Origin of the sequence: Nocardia sp. NPDC056541, assembly GCF_042794235.1 — a bacterium.
GTDB lineage: Bacteria > Actinomycetota > Actinomycetes > Mycobacteriales > Mycobacteriaceae > Nocardia.
Window position 1 is genome coordinate 267,077 of sequence record NZ_JBHTUD010000002.1, and the last position, 23,174, is coordinate 290,250.

Annotated in this window: 18 protein-coding genes; 10 read left to right on the forward strand and 8 right to left on the reverse strand. The window is 67.8% G+C overall.

Annotated features, from left to right (window positions below; translation table 11 throughout):
- Positions 1–4 precede the first annotated feature (4 nt).
- Both ACFQ9R_RS04165 and ACFQ9R_RS04170 read left to right on the forward strand, forming a co-directional pair.
- Positions 5–1,207 (forward strand): FAD-dependent oxidoreductase, encoded by a 1,203-nt coding sequence (locus ACFQ9R_RS04165; protein WP_378988871.1) that lies wholly within the window; start codon positions 5–7, stop codon positions 1,205–1,207.
- Positions 1,204–2,715 carry a class I adenylate-forming enzyme family protein gene (locus ACFQ9R_RS04170; protein ID WP_378988873.1) on the forward strand — a complete coding sequence of 504 codons (1,512 nt, stop codon included), beginning with the start codon at positions 1,204–1,206 and terminating at the stop codon, positions 2,713–2,715. Before ACFQ9R_RS04165 ends, ACFQ9R_RS04170 begins: the two co-directional genes overlap by 4 nt.
- Here the strand turns inward: ACFQ9R_RS04170 and ACFQ9R_RS04175 are convergent.
- From ACFQ9R_RS04175 to ACFQ9R_RS04205, 7 genes are read right to left on the reverse strand one after another with little or no spacing between them, the layout of a single operon-like run.
- Positions 2,693–3,403, reverse strand: coding sequence for a 5'/3'-nucleotidase SurE (locus ACFQ9R_RS04175; RefSeq protein WP_378988875.1), 711 nt, complete (start codon positions 3,401–3,403; stop codon positions 2,693–2,695). The two genes, ACFQ9R_RS04170 and ACFQ9R_RS04175, sit on opposite strands and share 23 nt — an antisense overlap.
- Positions 3,378–4,559: an ABC transporter ATP-binding protein gene (locus ACFQ9R_RS04180; protein WP_378988877.1), complete on the reverse strand. Its 1,182-nt coding sequence runs from the start codon at positions 4,557–4,559 to the stop codon at positions 3,378–3,380. The genes ACFQ9R_RS04175 and ACFQ9R_RS04180 overlap by 26 nt, the downstream gene beginning before the upstream one ends.
- Positions 4,560–4,564: 5 nt before the next feature.
- The gene (locus ACFQ9R_RS04185) at positions 4,565–5,380 is read right to left on the reverse strand and encodes a carbohydrate ABC transporter permease (protein ID WP_378988879.1); all 816 of its coding nucleotides are present in this window, start codon (positions 5,378–5,380) and stop codon (positions 4,565–4,567) included.
- Entirely contained in the window at positions 5,367–6,314 is a 948-nt protein-coding gene (locus tag ACFQ9R_RS04190; RefSeq protein ID WP_378988881.1) for a carbohydrate ABC transporter permease, read from the reverse strand. Before ACFQ9R_RS04190 ends, ACFQ9R_RS04185 begins: the two co-directional genes overlap by 14 nt.
- A complete protein-coding gene (locus tag ACFQ9R_RS04195) occupies positions 6,311–7,297 on the reverse strand; it encodes a sugar phosphate isomerase/epimerase family protein (RefSeq protein WP_378988883.1) in 987 nt (328 codons plus the stop codon). Before ACFQ9R_RS04195 ends, ACFQ9R_RS04190 begins: the two co-directional genes overlap by 4 nt.
- A gap of 47 nt (positions 7,298–7,344) precedes the next feature.
- Positions 7,345–8,637, reverse strand: coding sequence for an extracellular solute-binding protein (locus ACFQ9R_RS04200; protein WP_378988885.1), 1,293 nt, complete (start codon positions 8,635–8,637; stop codon positions 7,345–7,347).
- A 37-nt stretch (positions 8,638–8,674) separates the two neighbouring features.
- Positions 8,675–9,898 (reverse strand): cytochrome P450, encoded by a 1,224-nt coding sequence (locus ACFQ9R_RS04205; protein WP_378988887.1) that lies wholly within the window; start codon positions 9,896–9,898, stop codon positions 8,675–8,677.
- 372 nt (positions 9,899–10,270) lie between these two features.
- Here ACFQ9R_RS04205 and ACFQ9R_RS04210 point away from each other — a divergent pair, with 372 nt between their 5' ends.
- The 5 genes from ACFQ9R_RS04210 to ACFQ9R_RS04230 all read left to right on the forward strand — a co-directional run bounded on the left by ACFQ9R_RS04210 (position 10,271) and on the right by ACFQ9R_RS04230 (position 16,289).
- Positions 10,271–11,209: a LysR family transcriptional regulator gene (locus tag ACFQ9R_RS04210; protein ID WP_378626831.1), complete on the forward strand. Its 939-nt coding sequence runs from the start codon at positions 10,271–10,273 to the stop codon at positions 11,207–11,209.
- A gap of 69 nt (positions 11,210–11,278) precedes the next feature.
- A complete protein-coding gene (locus ACFQ9R_RS04215; protein WP_378626832.1) occupies positions 11,279–11,800 on the forward strand; it encodes a DUF4442 domain-containing protein in 522 nt (173 codons plus the stop codon).
- Positions 11,800–12,678, forward strand: coding sequence for an alpha/beta fold hydrolase (locus tag ACFQ9R_RS04220; protein WP_378988889.1), 879 nt, complete (start codon positions 11,800–11,802; stop codon positions 12,676–12,678). The genes ACFQ9R_RS04215 and ACFQ9R_RS04220 overlap by 1 nt, the downstream gene beginning before the upstream one ends.
- A 216-nt stretch (positions 12,679–12,894) precedes the next feature.
- On the forward strand, positions 12,895–14,475 hold the full coding sequence (locus ACFQ9R_RS04225) for a PfaD family polyunsaturated fatty acid/polyketide biosynthesis protein (RefSeq protein WP_378988890.1): 1,581 nt from the start codon (positions 12,895–12,897) through the stop codon (positions 14,473–14,475).
- Positions 14,476–14,501: 26 nt separating this feature from the next.
- On the forward strand, positions 14,502–16,289 hold the full coding sequence (locus ACFQ9R_RS04230; protein ID WP_378988892.1) for an AMP-dependent synthetase/ligase: 1,788 nt from the start codon (positions 14,502–14,504) through the stop codon (positions 16,287–16,289).
- Here ACFQ9R_RS04230 and ACFQ9R_RS04235 read toward each other — a convergent pair.
- A complete protein-coding gene (locus ACFQ9R_RS04235; RefSeq protein WP_378988894.1) occupies positions 16,286–16,816 on the reverse strand; it encodes a PaaI family thioesterase in 531 nt (176 codons plus the stop codon). The genes ACFQ9R_RS04230 and ACFQ9R_RS04235 overlap by 4 nt on opposite strands.
- Positions 16,817–17,030: 214 nt before the next feature.
- Here ACFQ9R_RS04235 and ACFQ9R_RS04240 point away from each other — a divergent pair, with 214 nt between their 5' ends.
- The 3 genes from ACFQ9R_RS04240 to ACFQ9R_RS04250 all read left to right on the forward strand — a co-directional run.
- On the forward strand, positions 17,031–18,233 hold the full coding sequence (locus ACFQ9R_RS04240) for an NAD(P)/FAD-dependent oxidoreductase (RefSeq protein ID WP_378988896.1): 1,203 nt from the start codon (positions 17,031–17,033) through the stop codon (positions 18,231–18,233).
- The gene (locus ACFQ9R_RS04245; RefSeq protein ID WP_378988898.1) at positions 18,220–18,831 is read left to right on the forward strand and encodes a GDSL-type esterase/lipase family protein; all 612 of its coding nucleotides are present in this window, start codon (positions 18,220–18,222) and stop codon (positions 18,829–18,831) included. Before ACFQ9R_RS04240 ends, ACFQ9R_RS04245 begins: the two co-directional genes overlap by 14 nt.
- 23 nt (positions 18,832–18,854) lie before the next feature.
- Positions 18,855–23,174: beta-ketoacyl synthase N-terminal-like domain-containing protein (locus tag ACFQ9R_RS04250; protein WP_378988900.1), on the forward strand; the 4,320-nt coding region annotated here is incomplete at its 3' end.

Consider the following 23,174-nt stretch of genomic DNA (forward strand, 5'->3'; position numbering starts at 1 on the left):
AACTGTGCACGATGTCATTGTTGTCGGCGCGCGCTGCGCCGGCGCCACAGTCGCGATGCTGCTCGCGCGGCGTGGCTACCGGGTGCTCTGCGTCGACCAGGCGCTGTTTCCCAAAGACGCCGTGTCGACCCACATGCTGCGGCAGAGTGGTCTGGCGCGACTGCGGGATTGGGGCCTGCTCGATCGGCTGAAAGCCACCGGCTGCACGCCCATCCACTCGATCACCATGTCCTACGCCGACGCACACTTCTCCGGCTTCTCCGACCCGATCGACGGTATCGCCGAGACCTACGCGCCGCGGCGCATCGTGCTCGACAAGCTGTTGCAGGATGCCGCCCGCGAGGCCGGGGTCGATCTGCGCGAAGGCGTCACCGTGACAGATCTGGTGCGCGACGGTGAGTTCGTCACCGGCATCGTCGGCCGCGACCGCGACGGCGAACCGGTGACCGAACATGCTCGCCTCGTGATCGGCGCCGACGGATACGCGTCCACTGTCGCCCAACTCACCGGGGCCCAGAAATACGACGTGATCCCGGGGGAGACCTTCACCGCCTACTCGTACTGGTCCGGCCTGACCATGCAGAGCCAATTGCGGATCGGCGACAAGCAGGCGGTCGGTGGCTGGCCGACCCACGACGGCAAGACGCTGATCTGGTGTGTGCAATACGTCGACCGGTTCGCGCCGTTCCGCGCCGATGTCGAGCGCAACTTCTCGTTGGCGTTCAAGGAAACCGCGCCCGACCTCGCCGAACTGCTCGACACCGGCGAACGCGACGAACGGTTCTATATCGCCCGCTATCCGGAGAACTTCTACCGCGAATCGCACGGCCCCGGCTGGGCGCTGGTCGGCGACGCCGGATATCACAAGGACCCGTTCACCGGCCTCGGGATCAGCGACGCGTTCACCTACGCCGACCTGCTCGCCGAGCGGGCGCACGAGGGGCTGTCGGCGGCGCGGCCACTCGACGAAGCGCTCGCCGACTATCAGGCGCAGCGGGATCGGTCGAGCAAGCCGATGTACCGGTTCACCTGTGAGTCCTCGCGACTGGTGCTGCCGGACAAGCACGTCGAGGTGATGCGCGCGTTGCCGAGCAGCGCGAAGCACACGCAGCAATGGTTCCGGATGATGGCGGGCGGGCTCAGCGGCCGGGACTTCTTCGCCGAGGACAATCTCGCCGCGCTGCTGAACCCGCAGGGTGCGCGATGACCGTGCAACCGTTCGGCCCCGCCGGGATCTTTCGCGACGAGCACGGTATCGCGCACTACGCCGACCTGCCCGATTCCCTGGTGGACATGCTGCGCCACACCGTGCAGACGTGGCCCGAGCAGGAAGCCGTCGTCGAGATCGGTGGCGAGCGACTTTCGTACCGGCAACTGTGGGACCGGGCCGCCGCGGTCTCCGGTGGGTTGCGGGACAAGGGAATTCAACCGGGCGACCGTGTTGCCATCCTGTTGAACGCCGGAACGGAGTGGGTGGTCGGCTTTCTCGGAATCGTGCTCGCGGGTGCGGTTGCCGTGCCGGTCAACACCCGGTTCGCCGACCCCGAAATCGACTATGTCCTCACCGATTCCGACGCCGCGTTCAGCCTGCGGCCGAATGAGGCACTGCCCCAGGGCGATCCCAACGTCCACGAGGGTGCGGGTCCCACGGATCTGGCCGCGATCTTCTACACCAGCGGGACGACCGGACGACCCAAGGGAGCGATGACCACACATCGCAACCTGCTGTCCACCGTGGAGAACGTGCGCCGACTCGCCCACATCGCCGCCGACGAAGGCCCGACCCTGCGCAACCTGGTCTCGGTGCCGCTGTTCCACGTCACCGCCTGCAACAGTCAGCTGATTCCTCAGCTGGCCATCGGCGGCAGCACGATCATCCTGCCGCAGTTCAAGATTCAGGATTTCCTCCGCGCGATCGTCGATGAGCGGGTCACCTCGCTCACCAACACTCCCGCCATCTACTACCTTGCGTTTCGGCAGCCGAACTTCGCCGACTTCGATCTGAGCGCGGTGAACCGGGTCGCCTACGGCGGCGCGCCGGTCGCGCCCGCGCTGGTCGCCGAGATCGCCCGGCACTTCCCGAACGCGCGGCTGGCCAACGGGTTCGGTCTGACCGAGACCTCGTCCATCGCGACCTATCTGCCCCACGAGTGGGCCACCGAACACGCGGAATCGGTGGGGTTCGCCGCGCCGATCATCGACCTGGCCATCGACGCGCCCGATCCGGTCAGCGGAGTCGGCGAACTGCTCATCCGCGGCGCCACTGTCGTCGCCGGATACTGGAACAACCCCGCCGCCACCGCCGCGACCTTCGTCGACGGCTGGCTGCGCACCGGTGACCTCGCCCGCATCGACGAGCAAGGGCTGGTGTCGATCGCCGATCGGGCCAAGGACATGATCAACCGTGGCGGCGAGAACGTGTACTGCGTCGAGGTGGAGAACGCCCTGGCCGGTGCCCCGGGCATCGGCGAATCCGCGGTGGTCGGGGTGCCCGACGACATGATGGGCGAGAAGGTCGGCGCGGTGGTGGTGCCGGTCGAGGGCGTCGAGTTCGACGAAGCCGCCGTGCTCGACCACCTGCGCGAGCGGCTCGCCGATTTCAAAGTGCCCCAGTACTTCTCGGTGCGCACGGCGCCGTTGCCGCGCAACCCCGGCGGGAAGGTCGTCAAGACCGCGTTGCGGTCCGAACCGTTCAAGCCCGCCGGACGAGGGTGATGCTGGTCCGCCGCTGCTCGGCGAAGGCGTGGATGTCGTCGTCGGGCGCCAGATCCTCGGCGCGGTAACCGATCGTGCTGAGGATGGCGCCCTGGGCGATGTCGAAGACATCGGTGTAATACAGCGCGCGGCTGACCGTGGTGTAGGCCGGATCCGCGCCCCGGTCGGTGCCGGACAGGTTGACGTTCGCGGTGAACCAGCCCGCCCGCGCTGTGAGCAGCGTGGTGAGTACGCCGGCTGTCGCCTCGGGGACCCAGCTCCAATCCCAATCGTGCGGTGCGTTCCACGGACCACCGAACTCGCGCGAGAGCGCGATGCCGGGCACACCGCGCGCTCCCGCCTCCTGGACGGCACCGTAGGTGCCGCTGACATTGAGTGTGGCGCCGATGTTCTCGCCCGCGTTCACACCGCTCAGGCACAGATCCACCGGCGCGAGGACCCCGGAGGTCAGCGCGAACACCACGCAGGCCGCCGGGGTCGACCCCACCTGAATCGTGGGAATTCCGGCGGTCGGCGCGGCCCACTCCCACTCCACTGCGACGCCACTGCGCCGGGACTGGCTCGCGCCCGACATCGGACCGCTCGGTGCTACCACCGTCGCGTCGATGCCGAGCGCCCGCACGGCTTCCGCTAACGCCAGGAGCCCCGGCGCGCGGTATCCGTCATCGTTGGTGATCAGCAGGTGCATCGAAAGCCGTTACCCGGGAGCCGGTGTCGGGGTCGAACAGGTGCAGCCGGTGCGCAGGGACGAACACCTGGATCCGCGCGCCGACGGCCGGAGCCGGATCGTTGGCGGGCAGCGTCACGGCCCAGCGACCCGATTCGCCGGTGCACTGCGCGATCTTGGAGTCGCCGGTGAACTCGACCAGCTCCACCACACCGTGCACGAGCAAGCCCGGGCCGTCGTGGTCACGGAGCGTGCCGTCACCGGGCCGCCAGCCCAGTGTCAGTTCGGCGGGAACACCGGGGACAGCCTGGGGGAGCAGTACTTCCAGCCCGCGCCCGGTCATCTCGTCCCCGGCGTCGTTCATCGTCACCGTCGCCAGGTTCATCGGCGGGCTACCCAGGAACGTCGCGACGAACAGATCGACCGGTCGCCGGTACACCTGCGCCGGACTACCGACCTGCAACACCCGCGAGTTGTTCATCACCACCAGGTGAGTGGCCATCGACAAGGCCTCGAGCTGGTCATGGGTGACGAGCACGACGGTATTGCCGAGCTCGCGATGCAGTCGTACCAGCTCGACCCGGGCCTGCTGGCGCAGCTGCGCGTCGAGTGCGGACAGCGGCTCGTCGAGCAGCAGCACCTTCGGCTGCCGAACGATCGCCCTGGCCAGCCCGACGCGCTGACGCTGACCGCCCGAGAGCTGAGCGGGCTTGCGGTGGCGCAGTTCGCTCAGGCCGAGGCTGTCGCACGCGCCGGCCACCCGTCGTTCGATCTCGGTGCGGTCCAGCCCGGACTTGCGGTTGTGCTTGCCCTCGAGCCGCAGGCCGAAGGAGATATTGCGCTCGACGGTCATATGCGGGTACAGCGCGAAATCCTGGAACACCATCGAGACTCCGCGTCGTCCCGGCGCCACCTCGGTGACGTCGGCGCCGTCGATGAGCACCCGTCCCGCAGTGGGGGTGATCAGGCCGGACACCACGCCGAGCGCGGTCGATTTGCCGCAGCCGGACGGGCCGACCAGCACGGTCAGCGATTGTCCGGGCACATGCAGCAGGTCGACGTCGAGAGCCGGGCGGTCCTCGTCGTATTGCTTGGTGATGCCGTCGAGCACCACGCCGGCCGAGAGATCGAGCTCGGTGGTCAGCACCGGGGGCTCGCTCACACTGAGACTGGTCATGTCGATTACCGAACCCCTGAATGAAGGAAGGCGTCCGCGATCCGTCGCGACGCCAGGACATAGATCACGACGACCGGCAGCGAGGCCAGCATCGCCGCGGCGAGCATCGGTCCGTAGTCCGCGCTCTCCGGGCCGAGGAACAGCGCCAGACCCGGCTGGATGGTGGTGTCCTCGGGATCGGGCATCACCAGCAGCGGCCACAGGAACTCGTTCCACGTACTGATGAACAGCAGGATCGCCACCGCGCCCAGTGCCGGGCGCATCACGCCGAGGACCACGTGCCGCAGGATCTCCCACGACGTAGCGCCCTCGAGCACGGCGGCGCCGATCAGCGATTGCGGCACCGAACGGATGTGGTCGCGCAGCAACAGCACCGCGAGCGCGCTGACGCCGAGCTGCGGGACGATCACCCCGATCGTGTGCCCCTGCCAGCCCAGTTTCGCGGTCATCAGGAACTGCGGGATGATCAGCGCCTGCGGCGGGATCAGCAGCGAAATGCCCACGGCCGCGAGGACGAAACCACGGCCGCGCGCCTTGTCGAAGCGCACCAGCGCGTAGGCGGCGGGCAGGGCGACGAGCATTGTCGCGATGGTGACGCCCGCGGCCATCACGAAGGTGTTCCACAGCAGCCTGCCGATCGGGAACTTGCCCACTGCCATTTCGTAGTTCTCCAAGCTCGCCGGAAGCGGGATCGGATTCAGATCGAAGATGGTCGACACCGGTTTGAACGAGGTGGCCAAGGCCATCGCCACCGGGAACAGCATCAGCACAATGGCTGTGATCAGTAGCAGGTGTCTGCCGATCGCGTCACCGCGTCGCACGGAATCTCCTCGAGAGCAGGGTGTGAACGGTCAGCAGCAGCCCGAACGCGAGCGCGATGACGATGGCCGCCGCCGATGCGGTGCCCGCGTCGAAAAAGGTGAAACCGTAGGTGTAGAGCCGGTAGTAGACGTTGTCGGTGGCATTGCTCGGTCCACCTCGGGTGAGCACCCCGATATTGGTGAACAACCACGGCCACACCACCACCATCGACAGCAGTCCGAGCAGAATGATCGGGCGTCGCAGCTGGGGCAGGATGATCGAGCGGGTGATCTCGCCCTCGGTGGCGTCGTCGAGGCGCGCCGCGTCGATGGTGCGGCGGTCCAGGTTCGCCAGCGCCGCGCCGAAGAGCAAGGTGTTGAGCGCCACCACTTTCGGGGCGGTCACCACCACGACGGTCGGTAGCGCGGTGGCGGGGTCACCGAGCCAATTGATCGGTTCCACCCCGGCGAACCCCAGTACCTGATTGAGGGTTCCGTACAGCGGGTCCAGGATGAACTGCCACGACAACGCGTTGGCGACCGGCGCGAGCACGACCGGCAGGAACAGCAGCATCCGGTAGAACTCGCTCATCCGGCCAGGGCGCTTCCACAGCGCGATGGCCAGCGCGCACGGCACCACCGTCGCGAACGGCAGCACGAACAGCGCGTACTTCAGGGTGTTCCAGGCCGCGTTGCCGAATTCCGGTTCGGTGATGAGGGTTTCGTAGTTCTTCAGGCCGTTGAACGCGATGTCGGGTGACACCAGGTTCCAGTCGAGGAAGCTGAGTACCGCGGTGAACAGCAGCGGCCCGTAGACCCACACGGTGATCGAGAGCATGGTCGGCGAGAAGTACAGCCAGGCGAGCCCGGTCGCGGCGGGGCGTTCGGCCACGCGCGCCTTCGGCGTGACCACGCGCGCCTTCGGCGTGACCTCGGGGTCCTTGGTGAGCGTCATGACCGGGCTCGCGCATCGAGCAGCCGCCGGGTGGTGTGCAGGGCTTCCGCGTGGTGGCGGGCGTGGCGCATCTCGATGATGATCGCCGGGTCGTGCGGGAAGGGCGTCGCCAGCACCTCGTCCAGCGGGATCGTGCCCCAGCCGGGCGGCAGGTGCAGATCGCCCTCACCGAGGAGTTCGAGTTCGTACGGGTTCGCGTCGGGCTGGCGCGGCATCCGGCCGAAATTGTCGTGCAGGTGAATGTGGCCGACAACCGGGGCGACTTCGCGGATCGCGGCCAGGAAGTCGTAGTTCAGGTAGCCGGCCGACAGGTACGCGTGGCCGACATCGAGGCACATCGTCACCGCGGGGTGATCGATCTGGCGCACCTGCTCGGCGACCAGATCCAGCCGCATCCCGTAGGAACGGCGGGTGAGTACCGCGGGACCGGGCGCCCGGTTCTCGATCGCGATCGTGACCCCGCGCGCGCCGGATTCGTCGGCGAGCTCACGCAACATCGTGCGCTCGGTCGCCATGCCCTCGGTCAGTGCCGCACCGTCGCTGTAGAGGCTCGGCAGCACTCCGGCGTGGTAGACCAGCACCTCGGCGCCGATCGCGGCGGCGATCTCCAGATCCGCCAGCAGACCGAGTTGCTGCGAGGACGCGGACCCGGTGTCGAGCAGATTGCCGGTGCGTCCGGAGGAATGCCACGAACTGTGCAGGGTGAGCCGGACTCGGCAATCGGCCAGCGCGTCGCGTAGCGCCGCCAGCCGGGAGCGCTGCACCTGTCCGCCGATCACCACCCCGAGGCCGCAGCCACCGAGTTCGGCATAGCCGAACCCGGCGGTCGCGGCCTCATCGAGGAATTCGCGCATCTCCTCGAAATCGGAGCGTAGGAGCTGCTTTCCCGACCACGGATTGACCGTCAGGCCGATCTTGTTCGGGATCGCGCCGCCGTCGGTCGAACCGTTCGGCGGCGTGTGTGCGAATACCTGGTGTGACAACGGTGTCTCTCTTCGAGGGGGTGGTGGTCAGCGGAGGGTGCGTGAACTCAGTTGAGTCCGCGGATCTTCGCGGCGGCGGCGCGCAGGGTCGCCGCCGGGTCGGCGCCGCGAAGGACGATCGGTTCGACGGCCTCGTCCTGGAGGATGACGACGCCCTGGTTGGACTGCTTGCCCGGGAAGGCGGTGTAGGGAGCCAGATCGGCCATCTGCTTGACAGCCGAGCCGAGCCGCGGATCGGCCGAGGACTCCGCCGCGGTCCGCAGCGGCAGGTAGCCCATCTGCGAGGCGATGAGCTTGAAGCTCTCGTCGTTGGTCATGAACTGCACGAACTTCCACGCCGCCTTCGCCTTGGCGGCGTCCTTGGCCACGACCGTCAGGCCCGACCCGGAGAAGGTGGGGCGGGCAGGCAGGTTGTCGAAGGCGGGCAGCGGCGCCACCTGCAGGGCGAACTTGCCCTTGGCCGCCGCGTCGAGGGTCAGCAGACCGCCGCCGGTGGTGACCAGCATGCCGAGCTTGCCCGAGTTGAAAGCGCTTTGCGCGGAAGCGAAGTCGACCGCGGGCTGCACACCGGACTTGGTCAGATCCTGGATCGTCGACAGCGCGGTGATCACCGGGGCCGAGTCGACGGTGACTTCACCGCTGCTCGACACCAGCGCGCCACCGGCACTGTTGACCAGGGACTGGGTCAGGTAGTCGGACTTGCCCGGGTCGGCCGCCGAGACGTACACGCCCTGCGCCTCGGTCTTGTCCTTGATCGCCTGCGCGGCCTGCTTGAGCTGGGCCATCGTCTTGGGCGGCTGGGCGGGATCGAGCCCGGCCGCGGTGAACAGGTCGGCGTTGTAGAAGACCACCGGGGTGGCCATCATGAACGGCATCGCGACCGGCTTCTTCGCACCGGCGACCGGGGTCGCCTTCAGCACCGACGGCACGAAGCCCGCCATGTGCTTGTTCCACTCGTCGGTCCCGGCGACCTCTTCGAGCGAGCGCAGCGGCAAGGTCTGCGAGGCCTGCGCGACCTTGCTCCACCCGATCTGCGCGACATCGGGCGGGTTGCCCGCCACCACTTCGCTCTGGAGCTTGGTGAGTGCGTCGGCCGTCGGGACCGACTGCGGCTTGACCGTGATCTTCGGGTTGGCGGTCTGGAAGTCGTTGATCAACTTCTCGATGCCCTTGCCCAGCGGGTTGGTCTGTCCGTAGGTGTAGGACAGGAAGGTGATGGTCACCGGGTCGTCGGCCGCGACCGGGGCCGAGCTGTTCTGGCCGCAGGCCGCGAGCAGCGTGGTGACCGCGACGAGCACGATCCCCCATCCGGCCTTACGGCCGTGGTGGTGCGAGTTCATAACAGGCTTTCTGTGGAGGGGGTGGTCGAATCGGAGATCAACGGAGACGAACTCCGCCGTGCGTGACGGTCAAAGCGTCGATGCCACGCAGGTTCACATTGGGCCGGTAGCGCAGCGAGCCCGGGACGAGCACCGGGTCGATCACCCGCCCGGCGAAGGCGGACAGCGCCGCGGCGCCCTCGGCCCGGCCCAGCGCCGCGGCGAGGCAGAAGTGCGCCCCGGCCGAGAAGGCGAGGTGGTCGGCCGCGCCGCGGGCGACCAGGAAGCGGTCGGCGTCGGGGTAGTGCTCGGGATCACGGTTGGCCGCGGCGAGCAGCACCAGCATCGCGGTGCCGGGGCTGATCGCGGTGCCGCTCACCTCCATGTCACGGGTGGCGATGCGCATCACGAACTGGATCGGCGCGTCGTAGCGCAACGCCTCGTCGGCGGCGCTGATCCCCAATTCGGGGTCGGCGGCGAGGATCTCGCGCTGGTCCGGATTCTGGAGCAGGGCGAGTACGCCGTTGGCGATGAGGTTGGCGGTGGTCTCGTGGCCGGCGACCATCAGCAGCACACAGGTGGCGAGCAGTTCGCCCTCGCTGAGCACCTCGCCTTCCTCCTCGACCTCGATGAGCCGCGAGAGCAGGTCGTCGCCGAGGTTGCCGCGCCTGCGGGAGATCAGGTTGACCAGGTAGTTCATCAGCTCGTTGCGCGCGCCCTCGGCGTCGTCGAGATCGTCGTTGTGGACGACGAGGTTGAAGTCGAGGACACGGCCCAGCCTGCGGGCGGCGGGTTCGAAGTCGCCGAACTCCTCGACGGGGATGCCGAGCAGAGCGCACATGATCCGCACCGGCAGGGGCAGCGCGAATTCGGAGATCACGTCGAATTCGCTCTTGCTCGCGATATTTTCGATGAGTTCGTCCACGATCGAGTGGATCTGCGGCTGCGAGGCCCGAATAACCCTGGGTGTGAAGGCCTTCGACACGAGCCGGCGAATGCGGGTGTGCGCGGGCGGATCGAGGAACAGCAGGGACTCCGAGCGCTCCGGGTGATCCTTGCCGAGCCGGGAAAGCTTGGGGTCGTTGCGCACCGACGGGTCGCGCAGCACCTGCTGGCAATCGGCGTAGTTGGCGATGATCACGAGGTCGCCGCCTTTGGTGACCAACGGGGACTTCGTGCGCAGTGCGCGGTGGACGGGATACGGATCGGGTCGGGTATCGGGAGCGAACAGTTCGGCCAGTGTCGACTCGGCGTCGTGCTGGCTGGCAACCGTGGTCGTCATATTCTGGGCTCCTTCGAAAATCGGCGTCGAAATTACTTCGCCTGCACCGGATAAAAGTCTTCCACTCCGGTGTCGCGGGCGACAACGCGGAACGCATTATTGATCAATTGCGGTACGAAATGGATCGCCCTGTCAAGACGGGGATCATCGGGTTTTTCCGAGTCAGCGATTCGAGTGCCGAATCGACCGTGTTCACGGTGCCGCTCGCGGCACCGGTCACCGCGAGGCGGGGTGGACACGCCGCAGGGTCGGCAGGAATTCGGTCGCTGCTCATCTGGGCTTCACGGGCCCGTTCCCCGATGACGTGCGGTGCCGCTATACAAGGTGCATATCTCGGACGAGTCACGTACCTGATCACGCGAGGCGCGCACTATGGAGACACGGCATATCGAGGCATTTCTTGCCATCGCTGACGAACTGCACTTCGGAAGGGCGGCCGCCAGGCTCCATCTCACGCAACCGTCACTCAGCCAGCAACTCAAACGCCTGGAACGCCATCTCGGCGTCGAACTGGTGTCGCGGACGTCGCGGGTGGTGCAGCTGACCCCCGCGGGCGAGGCGTTCCGCGCCGACGCGCGACGGATTCTCGGGGAGGTGCACTCGGCGACCAACACCGTCCGCGACATCGCGGCCGGGCGGATGGGCAAGATCAACATCGGGTTCAACGGGCGGGCCGGGCAGCTCATCATGCCCAGGTCACTGGCCCAATTGCACGCGCACTATCCCAACATCACCACCAAACTCAGCTCGGGTCGCTCCGGGCCGCAGCTCACCGCTCTCACACGCGGGGAGCTCGATGTCGGGCTGCTCTACGGCGGTGCGTCCAACGGCGGGTCGGTGCTGTCGCGGTGTCTGCTGCAGATGCGCATCGGCGCGCTGGTGGGGCAGGGGCACCGGTGGGCCGACCGGTCCTCGATCTCGATCCGCGAACTGGCCGAAACGCCGTGCGTGCTGTTCAACCGCGAGGTGAGCCCGGCGATGTACGACGCCATCATGACCGCGGGCGAGCGGGCGGGCGCGTTCCCGAAGGTCGCCGAGTACATGAACGACTCGGTGGCCACCGAGATCACCGTGGCCGCCCGCCGGTATGTGGGGTTCGCGTCGTTCATCAGCATGGACGAGCCGCGGCCGATGGGTTTGAAGGTGGTTCCCCTCGTCGATCCGGAACCGGTGGTGGAATTACAGGTCGCCTGGCGCGTCGACAGTCCCAACGAAGTGGTGCAGGTATTCCTGGACAGCCTCGATTCGACGAAGAATTTCCTGCAATCCACTATCCGCGGCAAGGTCTACGGAGAACCGCTGGCGAGTTGATTACCATTCGGTCGATTGAGATCGGCAATGGAAATCCGAATCGGCGGGTGCGGATGGTGCAATTATTTCATGGCACCTGAACTGAAAACCTCAGCCACCCTCGGTTCGGTATTCGAGGCGATCGATCCGGATAACCCCGACTTCTTGCATCTGCAGCGAATTGTGAGCAAGTTGGTCCCCTTCGGTACCCACGCGGGGACCGAGATCACCGAAATCGGTCCGCACCGCGCGATCGTGGAAATTCCCGACGAGCCCTACGTCCTGAACCATCTGCGTACCGTGCACGCCGGTGCGCAATTCCTGGCCGCCGATATCGCCGGCGCGTGCGCCTTCGTGGGCGCGCTGGCGTCGCGGTTGTCGGCCATCGACACCCTGGTGCTGCGCGACGCGCGGCTGTCGTTCCGCAAGCCCGCCCTCGGCCGGATCCGGGCGATCGGGGTCATCGACCCGAGCGACGTCGCGACGGTACTGGCGGCCAAGGGCGGCCAGCGGCTGGATGTGGACGCGCGGGCGCTGATGTACGACACCGCGGGTGTGCTGGTCGGCAAGGTGGCGCTCGACTACGTCTGCACGCTGGCCGCGGAGGCGTGATGAGCGAGCAACGCGCCCAGATCGTCGGGCTGGAATCGACCACCGTCGCCACCCCCGACGGCGCCACCCTGGCGGTACGCCTGCTGCCGCAGGCGGATCCGGCCGCACCGGTGGTGCTGATCCTGCCCGCCATGGCCATCAAGGCCAAGTACTACCTGCCGCTGGTCACGGCCTTGCACGCGGCCGGACTGACGGCCGCCGTGCTCGATCTGCGCGCGCAGGGCGACAGCCTGCCCGCACTGGGGGAAGGTCCCGGGTTCGGCTATCGCGAGCTGATCGAGGTGGACCTGCCCGCCGTGGCGGACGCGCTGCGCGAGCGGTTCCCCGAGGCGCCGCTGCACCTGTTCGGGCACAGCCTGGGCGGACAGCTCGCGTTGCTGTTCGCGGCGGCCGAACCGGATCGGGTCGCGAGCATCACGACGATCGGTACCGGCTCGGTGTACTGGTGGTCGTTCGAACTGCGCAGGCGCCTCGAGGTGCTGGCGCGCGGCTGGTCGGTCGGTGCGGTCACCCGGCTGCGCGGCCGGTGGACCGGCGGTGGCGGCATCGGGCCGATGACCGCGGGCGTGATGATCGACTGGGCCCGGCACCTGCGGACCGGCAACTACCGGCCCAGCGGCAGTGCCCGCGACTACGACCGGTTGCTGCGCGAATTCACGCTGCCGGTGCTGCTCATCTCGCTCGACGGCGACCCGCTGGGCCCCGAGTCCACGGTGCGGTTCCTGAGCAAGCGGATGGGCGCGGCGGATCAGCATCGCTGGCACATCGACCGGGCCTCGGGCTTCACCCACATCGGCCATGCGTCGTGGGTGAAGGACAGCGAACTGGTCGCGCCCGCGGTCGCGGCTTGGGTTGCCGAAGGCCGACCGCCCCAGTAGCGATGGCCGATCCACTCGGCATCGAAGACCGATCTCGGTCGGTAGCGCAGGCCGATCGCTCAGCGATGGTCGGCCGACTCGGTAGCGATGGCTGCCCGCCTCGCCGCAGGACGGCCGACCACCTCGGGCGCCGATGTGCGTCGTTCGCGGCGCCGACCGTTCGTGGCATTTCTCGATAGCGACCTCTGCCCTCGGGCTCTCAGAAGGATTGGCACAGTGACGACTTCCCTTGCACCCTCGGCGCTCGCCAGGGACGACAACTCCATCTACCGTGCGCTGTCGGAATTGGACAAGCCGGTGTTCGTGGTCCGTGACGAACGCGGTGTCGCGGTGACCACCGACGCCGGCACCGCGCGCGGCGCGCAAGTGCTGGCAGCGGCTCCGGCGCTGCGGCCGGAAACGCTGGGCAACACCGAGTTCCGGCAGACCCACGGCGTGAACTTCGCCTACCACGCCGGTGCGATGGCCAACGGGATCGCCTCGGCGCCGATGGTGGTCGAGATGGCGCGCGCCGGCTTGCTCGCCTCGTTCGGCGCCGCTGGTGTGCTGCCCGCCCGGATCGACGAGGCCCTGGCCACGATCGGGCGTGAGGCGCCGGGTAAACCCTTCGCCTGCAATCTGATCCACAGTCCCAGCGAGAACGCGCTGGAGCGGGCGATCGTCGACGCGTGCCTGCGTCACGAGGTGCGCTGCGTGGAGGCGTCGGCCTTCCTCGACCTGACCCCGCAGGTGGTGCGTTACCGGCTGGCCGGTCTGCACCGTGACCCGAACGGTCAGGTGATCGCCCGGAACCGGGTGATCGCCAAGGTATCTCGCGCTGAGGTGGCCGAACTGTTCCTGCGCCCGGCGCCGGAGCATCTGGTGCGCGGATTGCTGGACGCGGGGGAGATCACCGCCGAGCAGGCGCAGCTGGCGGCATCGGTTCCGATGGCCGACGACATCACCGGCGAGGCGGACTCCGGTGGCCACACCGACCGCCGTCCGCTGGTGGTGCTGCTGCCGTCGCTGCTGGCGGTGCGCGAACGGATCCAGCGCGAATACGGTTTCGCCCAGCGGGTCCGGGTCGGCGCGGCCGGTGGCATCGGCACTCCGGCGGCCGCCGCGGCCGCCTTCGCGATGGGTGCCTCCTACGTGGTCACGGGGTCGGTCAATCAGGCCACTGTCGAAGCGGCGCAGTCGGAGACGGCGAAGCGGCTGCTGGCCGCCGCAGGCGTCGCCGACACCACCATGGCGCCCTCGTCGGACATGTTCGAACTCGGCGTCGACGTGCAGGTGCTGCAACGCGGCACGATGTTCGCGAGCCGCGCACGGCGGTTGTACGACACCTATCGGCGTTACGACGGTATCGAGGGGATCCCCGCCGCCGAACGCGCCGAGATCGAGCAGCGGATCCTGGCCCGCTCCTTCGACGAGGTGTGGAACGACTGTCTGGGCTACTTCCGTGAGCGCGACCCCGAGCAGATCGCGCGCGCCGAGGGAAACCCGAAACGCCGGATGGCACTGATCTTCCGGTGGTATCTGGGCCGGTCGTCGGGCTGGAGCACGGCCGCGACGCCCGAGCGCACCCTCGACTATCAGATCTGGTGCGGGCCCGCGATGGGCGCGTTCAACGACTGGGTCGCCGGCACCTACCTGGCCGCACCGGCGCACCGCCATGTCGCCGAGGTCGGGTTGCAGATCATGCACGGTGCGGCGTTCGCCACCCGCGTGAGTCAGTTGCGCGCGGCGGGCGTGCGGCTCCCGGGTCGCTGCTCGACCTACGTTCCGGCCCCGCTGACCAGCATCGAGTCACGATGAGTAGCGCCGTGCAGGGGGATAGCGCCGTGCAAGATGCCGGCGCCGTGCAGGGACTGCGGGTCGCGCAGGAATACAGTGTCGCGCCACTGGTCACCATGGCCGATGACGACAACTTGGCCAACGTAGTGTTCTTCAAGGCCGCGGCCGACCCGTCGGCCGTGGTGTTCAGCCGGAGAACGCCCGAGGGCTGGCTCGACGTCGGCTACGACGAGTTCGCCCGGCTCGTCCTCGAACTCGCGAAGGGCCTGCTGGCCAACGGGATCGGCGTAGGCGATCGGGTGCTGATCCTCGGCGGGACCGGTTTCGAATGGTCGGCGGCGGACTTCGCCGTGCTGAGCGTGGGCGCGATGGCCGTACCGGTGTATCCGACATCGTCGGCCGAGCAGATCCAGCACATCGTGGCCGATGCCCGTCCCAGCGCGTGTTTCGTGGAGACGGTCGAACAGTGCGAGTTGATCGGTGCGGCGGCGGGAGATCTGCGCGGCCGGGCCTGGCTGCTCGGTTCGTCGTTTCCTGCGCTGGTCGAGCAGGGCGAGGTGATCGCCGACGCCGAGGCCACCGAGCGTCGGCTGGCAGTGCGCGCCGATGATGTCGCGACGATCGTCTACACCAGCGGCACCACGGGCGTCCCCAAGGGCTGCCTGCTGACGCACCGCAATATTTTCGCCGCCGCGGCCAACGTGGTGGAACTCCTCGACACCGTATTCCGCCGCACCCCGGCGGATCCCGCGTCGACACTGCTGTTCCTCCCGCTCGCGCACGTGTACGGGCGGGTCGTGCAGTTCGGGTGTGTATTGGCCGGAGTCCGCACGGGCCTGGTCGCCACTCCCGCGCAACTGCCCGCCGAACTGCCGATCTTTCGGCCGACGTTCCTGATCGGTGTCCCCTACGTCCTGGAGAAGATCCGCAAGGCGGCGCGTCAGGCCCTCGGCGGTGATCGGTACGACGCCGCGGAGGCGGCGGCGATCGCTGTCGGCCATGCGCGCAGGCGCGGTCAGCAGCCACCGGCGGACGCGGTGATCGACGCCCGGATCGGCGAACAGTGGCGTGGCATGCTCGGCGGGCGGCTCGAGCACATGGTCGCGGGTGGCGCGTCGCTGGAACCGTCGACGGCGGACTTCTTCACCGGCATCGGTGTGGAGATCATCGGCGCGTACGGGCTGACCGAGGCGTCGTCGACGGTCAGTATGAGTGCGCCGCACGCCAATCGGGCAGGCGCGGTCGGCCGACCGGTGCCCGGCACGACCGTCGCGATCGCCGACGACGGCGAGATCCTGGTCCGGGGCCCGCAGGTCTTCCCCGGGTACTGGCCCGACGGCGGCCATTCGGCCGAGAACTGGTTGGCCACGGGCGATCTCGGCCGGCTCGACGAGGACGGATTCCTGTTCATCACCGGCCGGCGCAAGGAGATCATCGTCACCAGCGGCGGCAAGAACGTGGCGCCCGCGCCGCTCGAAGACCGGGTTCGCCTGCACGCCTTGGTGAGCAACTGCATGCTCGTCGGTGAAGGCCGACCGTATGTGACCGCCTTGATCACCGTCGATCCGGTGGTGCTGGCTCGCTGGGCCGCGGAGCACGGCGTGGACGTGTCCGGCGGGGTCCCGACCGAGGACGCCCGGTTGCTCGCCGAGATCTCCGCCGGTGTCGAGGCGGCGAACCGGCTCGTCTCCCGTGCGGAGTCGATTCGCCGGTTCGCCGTTCTCGCGGAGGACTTCTCGATGGAAAAGGGTCAGCTGACGGCCTCGTTGCGGCTGCGTCGCGCGGCGATCGAAGCCGACTTCGGCGCCGTCATCACCACGCTGTATCCGGATTAAGCCGCGCCCAGCCAGCAGAAGTACTCGAGATCCACCTTGGCGAGCAAGGCGCCGCTGTCGTCGTGCAGCAGCGCCTTTCCGGTGATATCGAACTGCTCCTCGGTCCTGCGCCCGACCACCTCGGCCAGGATCGGGGAGCTCACCGTGCCACTGGCGCGGATCCGGCCGCGGGCAGGCCGGAAGAAGGTGGCCTTGGTGCTGCGCAGCACGAAGGTCCGCACGTGCAGGATGCGCGGTGCGATGATGCCGGAAAACGCACCGGCACAGGCGACTTCGGCGGCGAGGAACAGCGCGCCCGCGTGCACCGTGCCCAGGTGATTGCTCATCGCCGGTGCCTCGGGGATCTCGGCCACCGCCGAGCCGGGGCCCAGCTCGGTCATGCGCACGCCCACCAGATTCACGAACGGGACGAGCGTGTCGACGGTCTTGCGGATCTGTTCGTAGTCCGGCGTCGCGGCACCGGTCATATTCGTCAGCCGAGCCTGTGCTGCGGCGATTCCGGGGGCCGGTTCATTTCCAGTTGGCATGCCCCAATTAGCCCATATCGAACCGTTTTTCGTGATGAACGGAAGTTGAATTCAACTATTCATCCGAGCTGCCGGATCGCTAATATTCGAAATCATTGTTCTGGAACATCTATTCATGTAATCCGATTGGAAATCGGTACGCGGATCGAGCGGTTCGACTCCGTAAAATCGCATCCGGGGCCATAAGCGTTTCATTTACTGAGGAGTCACCCTGATGTATGACGCGATTGTTGTCGGCGCGCGGTGCGCGGGTTCACCGGTTGCCATGTTGCTGGCGAGGCAGGGGCATCGAGTCCTGGTGGTCGACCGTGCCACGTTCCCGAGCGACACCATCTCGACGCACTACATTCAGCAGCGCGGGCTGGCCCGGCTGGCCCAGTGGGGCCTGCTCGACAAGCTGATCGCCACCGGTGTGCCGGCGATCAAGCGCATGACGGTGTCCTACCTCGACATCGTCATCGCGGGGTTCGCCGATCCCATCCAGGGCATCGACGCTACCTACGCGCCGCGGCGCACCGAACTCGACGCGATCCTGGTCGAGGGTGCCAGGGAGGCCGGCGCCGAGGTGCGTACCGGGTACACCGTCAGCGAACTGATCATCGAAGACGGTGTGGTCGTCGGTATTCGCGGTTCGGTCGCCGGTGGTGAGATCGCCGAGGAGCGGGCCCGCATCGTGATCGGTGCCGACGGCACCAACTCGTTCGTCGCCAACGCTGTCGGCGCCGAGACCTACACGAAGGTCGCGGCCGAGTGCTTCATCTACTACAGCTACTTCAGCGGCCTGTCGGTGTCGGAGTTCCACAGCCGGATCGGCGACAAGCAGCAGATCGGCATCTGGCCGACCCACAACGACCAGACCCTCGTGGCGGTCATGCGCAAGATCGACACCTACGCTGATTTCCGTGCCGACGTCGAGGCCAACTTCGTGAAGGTCGCTCGCGAGATCCTGCCCGAGTTCGCCGAGGAACTGGTCACCAAGGGCAAGCGCGAGGAGCGTTTCACCCCGATGCGGTACCCGGACAACTACCGCCGCCAGTCGCACGGCGAAGGCTGGGCGCTGGTCGGGGACGCGGGGTACCACAAGGACCCGTTCACCGGGCTCGGCATCTCCGACGCGTTCGACTACGCGGCGCTGCTGGCCGAGCGGGTGCACGAGGGTCTGAGCGATCAGCGACCGATGGCCGAGGCGCTCGCCGATTACCAGCGCGAGCGTGACGAGAAATCGCAGTCGAGTTTCGAGTTCACCTGCACGATTTCCACGCTGGAACTGACTCCGCAATTGCTGGCCGTTTTCCGTGCGCTGGAAAAGAACGAAGAATATGCCACGGACTTCTATGCGATGGTCGGCGGCGGAATGACCGGCGAGGAATTCTTCGCGCCGGAACGCATCGCGAAATTGCTCGGTGCCAACGTATGAGCTGATGGTGCTCGGCGACAGTTTCGCGGAGGGGCGCGGCGGTTCGGTCAACGCCGACGGCTCCTTCGCGGGATTTGTCGCGCACGTCGAGCACCTGCTCGGAATTTCCGGCGCGACCCTGAACCTCGGCTCCTACGGGGCCACCACCCAGGATGTCCTCGACCGGCAGCTGCCGGTCGCCCTCGCCGCCGATGCTCCGCTGGTCGGCGTGATCGTCGGCGGAAACGACCTGGTCACCGACTACGACCCGGACCGCTTCCGCCGCAACCTGCGTCACATCTACGCCGGGCTGGCACGCCCGGATCGGCTGGTGTTCACCACGAACTGGCCGAATATCCCGGACCGCCTGCCCGGCCTGCCCGAATCCGTCCGCACGGTGTTGCGGTCGCGATTCGCGCAAGCCAACGACTATCTCGACGACCTCGTCCACGAGTTCGATCTCGTGCGACTCGATTTGGTGAACGCACCCATCACCGCGGACCCGGTCATGTGGTCCCCGGACGGCATGCATCCGAGCCCGGCGGGCCATCAGCTCATCGGCACGGCGATGGCCGACCTCATCGACGAGGTCCGGACTGTGCGAGTTTCGCAACTCTGAGCAGAAGACAAGGGATAGCAACCATGAACGACCACCTTCGGCACTCCGAAGACCCGGCCATGACGCGGCGACTAGCCGACAATCCGATCGCGATCGTCGGACTGAGCGGCCTGTTCCCCATGGCCGCCAACTTCCGTGACTTCTGGCAGAACGTCGTCGACGCCGCGGACTGCATGTCCGACGTGCCGGCCACGCACTGGAACCTCGACGACTACTACGACGCCGACCCGACGGCGCCCGACAAGACCTATTGCCGCCGTGGCGGTTTCGTGCCCGAGATGCCGTTCAGCGTCACCGAGTTCGGGCTGCCGCCCAATCAGCTCGAGGTCACCACGGTCGTGCAGCTGCTGAGCCTGCTCGTCGCCCGTGACGTGCTCGCCGACGCGGGCGCCGTCGGGTCGGACTGGTACCGGCCCGAGCGCACCGGTGTGGTTCTCGGCGTCGCCGGACCGACGACACTGTCGCACCCACTGGCCGCCCGTCTGTCGACGCCGGTGCTCAAGGAGGTCATCCGCAGTTGTGGGCTGACCCAGGCCGACGCCGAACAGATCGCGCAGAAGTACGCCGACGCCTTCCCGTCGTGGGAGGAGAACTCGTTCCCCGGTCTGCTGGGCAATGTGATCGCGGGCCGGGTCGCCAACCGCCTCGACCTCGGCGGCATGAACTGCACCGTCGACGCGGCGTGCGCCAGTTCGCTGTCGGCGGTCCACGTCGCGATCAGCGAGCTGGTGTCCGGTCGCGCCGACATGATGATCACCGGTGGCTGTGACACCGAGAACTCGATCTTCGGTTACCTGTGCTTCAGCAAGGTCGGGGCGCTGTCGCGGTCCGGTGTCATCAAGCCGCTCGACGACAGTGCCGACGGCACCCTGGTCGGCGAGGGCATCGGCATGATCGCCCTCAAGCGCCTTGCCGACGCCGAGCGCGACGGTGACCGGGTGTACGCGGTGATCAAGGGCATCGGATCGTCGAGCGACGGGCGGTTCAAGAGCATCTATGCCCCGCGCGCCGAAGGTCAGCAGGCCGCCCTGCACCGCGCCTACGAGGACGCGGACTGCTCGCCCGCCACGATCGGGCTGTTCGAGGCACATGCCACCGGCACCCGCGTCGGCGATCAGACCGAACTCGCCGCCTTGAACGCGGTGCTGCGCGAGGCCACCGACGAGACCGGGTACGCCGCGATCGGCAGCGTGAAATCCCAGATCGGGCACACCAAGGGCGCCGCCGGTGCGGCCAGCCTGATCAAGCTGGCGCTGGCGTTGCACCACAAGGTGCTGCCGCCGACGATCAATGTCACCGCGCCGAACAAGGCGCTCGACGATTCCTCGCCGCTCTACATCAACACCAGGACCCGGCCGTGGATTCGTGATCCGCATCGGCCGCAGCGTCGTGCGGCCGCATCGGCGATGGGCTTCGGCGGCACCAACTTTCACGCGATCCTCGAGGAAGCAGCCGAGGGCCGCGGACACGCGCTCACGATGCACCGCACCGCGCGAGTCCACCTGTGGCACGCCGCCTCGACAACCGAACTGGCGAGCTTGCTGAGCTCGGACGCGGCCCCGAACGGTGACGCCGGGATTCCGGCCGAGCACGCGCGCGTCGGGTTCGTGGCGCGCGACGACGAGGAAGCATCGGCACTGCGCGCACTGGCGGTGACCGAACTCGCCGGTGACGCCGACGAATGGACGCATCCGCGCGGCATCGTCTTCCGCCGGCGCGCCATGCCCGATCTGAAGATCGGCGCGCTGTTCGCCGGTCAGGGCAGCCAATACGTGGACATGGGCCTGGCCGCGGTGCTGAACAACCCCACCGTCGCCACCGCCTTCGACGAGGCCAACGCCGTGTTCGCCGACGCCGCCCGGCCGCCGGCCTCGGTGGTGTTCCCGGCGCCGGTGTTCGACCCCGAACTGCGCAACGCCCAGGAGGCGACGTTGCGGCGCACCGAGTTCGCGCAGCCCGCGATCGCGGCGTTGTCGGTGGGCCAGTACCGGTTCCTGTCCGAGCGCGGCCTCACGTGCGAAGGGTTCATGGGCCACAGCTTCGGCGAGCTGACCGCGCTGTGGGCGGCGGGTTCGCTGGACGCCGTCGACTACTTCACCCTTGCCAGGGCACGCGGTGCGGCGATGGCGATCGACACCGACACCGATGCGGGCACCATGGCGGCGGTACAGGCCGACCGTGAACAGGTCAGCGCGATCCTCGCCGATCATCCCGATGTGAGCGTGTGCAACCACAACGCACCCGATCAGGTGGTGGTCGGCGGCGGCACCGCGGCTGTCGCGGAGTTCGTCGCGGCGGGCCGGGCACAGGGACTGACCGTGCGCGAGCTGCCGGTAGCGGGCGCGTTCCACACCCGCTACGTCGCCCACGCGGTCGAGCCGTTCAAGGCCGCGGTGAAGAGCGTCGCCATTCGCGCCCCCAAGACCAAGATCTACGCGAATTCCCGGGACGCCGAATACGGTGCGCGGGTCGCGACCAACCGTCGCGTGCTCACCGAACAGTTGCTCGAAACCGTCGAGTTCGTGGCAGGTCTGCGGGCCATGCAGGCCGACGGCTGCAACGTGTTCGTCGAGTTCGGCCCGAAGGCCACGCTCACCTCGCTCGTGCGCCGGACGCTCGGCGCCGAGGTGATCGCTCTGTCCACCGATCAGGGCCCGACCGGCGACAGCGATGTGGCGCTCAAGAAGGCGGCGCTGCAACTGGCGGTGCTCGGTGCGCCCATCGTCGACATCCACCGCCACGACGCCGCACCGTTCGCGGTGCCGGCGGCGCCCGGCATGGTGGTGCGGCTCAACGGCCGCGATTTCGTGCCGGAATCTCGGAAAGACCTCTACCGCAAGGGAATCGAGGAGCAGGTCGTGTTGGAAGCCGTCACGCAGGCGCGAGAGGCCGCCGAAGCCGAGGCCGCGGCACAGGCGCAGGTGGCCGCGCGAGCGCATACCGCCGAGCGGGAGCGCCTCACCACCGAAGCCTACGCCGCCGGTCGGAACGAGGCCGCGCGGACACCCGCCGTCACTCGGGAACTGGTGAGCGCCGAAGCTCCGGCCGCCGCGCCGGTCCGGGCGGAGTCGACCATCGGGCATCAGCCCGCGACCGGATACGACGTGGCTGCCCAGCAGCACCTCGACATCCACAGCCGGTACGCGCAGGGTCAACTCGAGGTCGCCGAAGGGCTGGTCTCGGTTCTGCGCGACGCCCAGCGCACCGGTGGCGTCGATGATCGCCTGCACGAGACCGTGCACGCGATCAAGGAGCAGAGCCTGGCGATCGGCCGGACCCATGTCCAGGTCAACGAGATCCTCGCCTCGCTGTCCGGCCTCGAACTCGGGTCCCCGGCGCCGACCGTCGTTACCGCGAGCACGAACGGGACGAACGGCTTCCACGCCGAACTCCCCACCGGCAACGGGAACGGCAGTCACACCTCCGCGGCGACGCTGCTCGACCACCGGACAGTCGCTGAGCCCTCGGCGCCGAACGCTGTGGCGACTCCCGAATCACAGCCGACACGAGCAGCGGATGTTGCCACGGCGCGCCGGACAGCCGACATCGAGCCCGCTCCCCAGGCCGCGATGCCCGCCGCCGTCACGGTGAGCGAGGCCCCCGCGCTCGATGCCGACGCGGTGTGGTCGGTGTTGTCGCAGGTGGTGTCGGACAAGACCGGCTACCCGACCGACATGCTGGCGTTGTCGCTGGATCTGGAAGCGGACCTCGGGGTGGATTCGATCAAGCGGGTTCAGATCATGGGTGCGGTCGGTGAGCGTATCGATGGTGTGCCTGCCGTGGGCCCGGAGCAGGTCGCGGAATTGCGCACGCTCAGCGATATCGTGAACTTCGTTGCTGCATCGGTAGTTTCGGTTCCGGGTGCCGCTTCGGCGCCGACCGGCCCCGCGCTCGATACCGACGCGGTGTGGTCGGTGTTGTCGCAGGTCGTTTCGGAGAAGACCGGCTATCCGACGGAGATGTTGGCGTTGTCGCTGGATCTGGAGGCCGATCTCGGGGTGGATTCGATCAAGCGGGTTCAGATCATGGGTGCGGTCGGTGAGCGCATCGAGGGTGTGCCCGCCGTGGGCCCGGAGCAGGTCGCGGAACTGCGGACCCTGAACGACATCGTGGACTTCGTTGCCGCGTCTGTGGTTTCGGGTCCGAGTGCCGCCCCGGCGGCGACCGGTCCGGCGCTCGATGCCGATTCGGTGTGGTCGGTGTTGTCGCAGGTCGTTTCGGAGAAGACCGGTTACCCGACGGAGATGCTGGCGTTGTCGCTGGATCTGGAGGCCGATCTCGGGGTGGATTCGATCAAGCGGGTTCAGATCATGGGTGCGGTCGGTGAGCGTATCGATGGTGTG